Consider the following 529-nt stretch of genomic DNA (forward strand, 5'->3'; position numbering starts at 1 on the left):
AGACCTATGCGTTGCAATACCATCCCAACGGCCTGATCCAGCAAGAGGTTGGCTTTGACGGCCAGCGCACCGCCTACGTCTACGACCTCAATGGCAACCTACAGGAAAAGACCGAATACGGCGACGACGGCAGTCAGCTAGTCACCCGTTACGAGCGAGACCACGCCGGGCGCCTCGTACGAAAAACCCTCCCCGATGGCAAAAGCGTCGATTACACCTACGACCGCCAAGGCAACCTCCTCGGCGTCAATGACGGCCACTGGGCGCTCGCTTACGAATACGACCAGCAAAACCGCCTCACCGCCGAACACCAGGGCTGGGGCACCCTGCGCTACGGCTACGACGCCTGCGGTCAGCTCAAAAACCTGCGACTGCCGGACAACAACCGGCTGGTTTTCAACCACAAAAAGGGCGGCGACCTCCAAACGGTTGAACTGAACGGCAGCGTACTGACCACCCATACATTCGAAGCCGGCCGAGAACACCAGCGCGGCCAGGGAAAACTTCTCAGCAGCTATCAATACGACAA

1 pseudogene is annotated in these 529 nt (G+C 59.2%); it reads left to right on the forward strand.

Features of this window, described 5'->3' with window-relative positions:
• A pseudogene (locus Q7C20_RS27125) lies at positions 1 to 529 on the forward strand (type IV secretion protein Rhs); the annotation flags it as partial.

It is taken from the genome of Pseudomonas sp. AMR01 (assembly GCF_041946035.1).
GTDB lineage: Bacteria > Pseudomonadota > Gammaproteobacteria > Pseudomonadales > Pseudomonadaceae > Aquipseudomonas > Aquipseudomonas antarctica_B.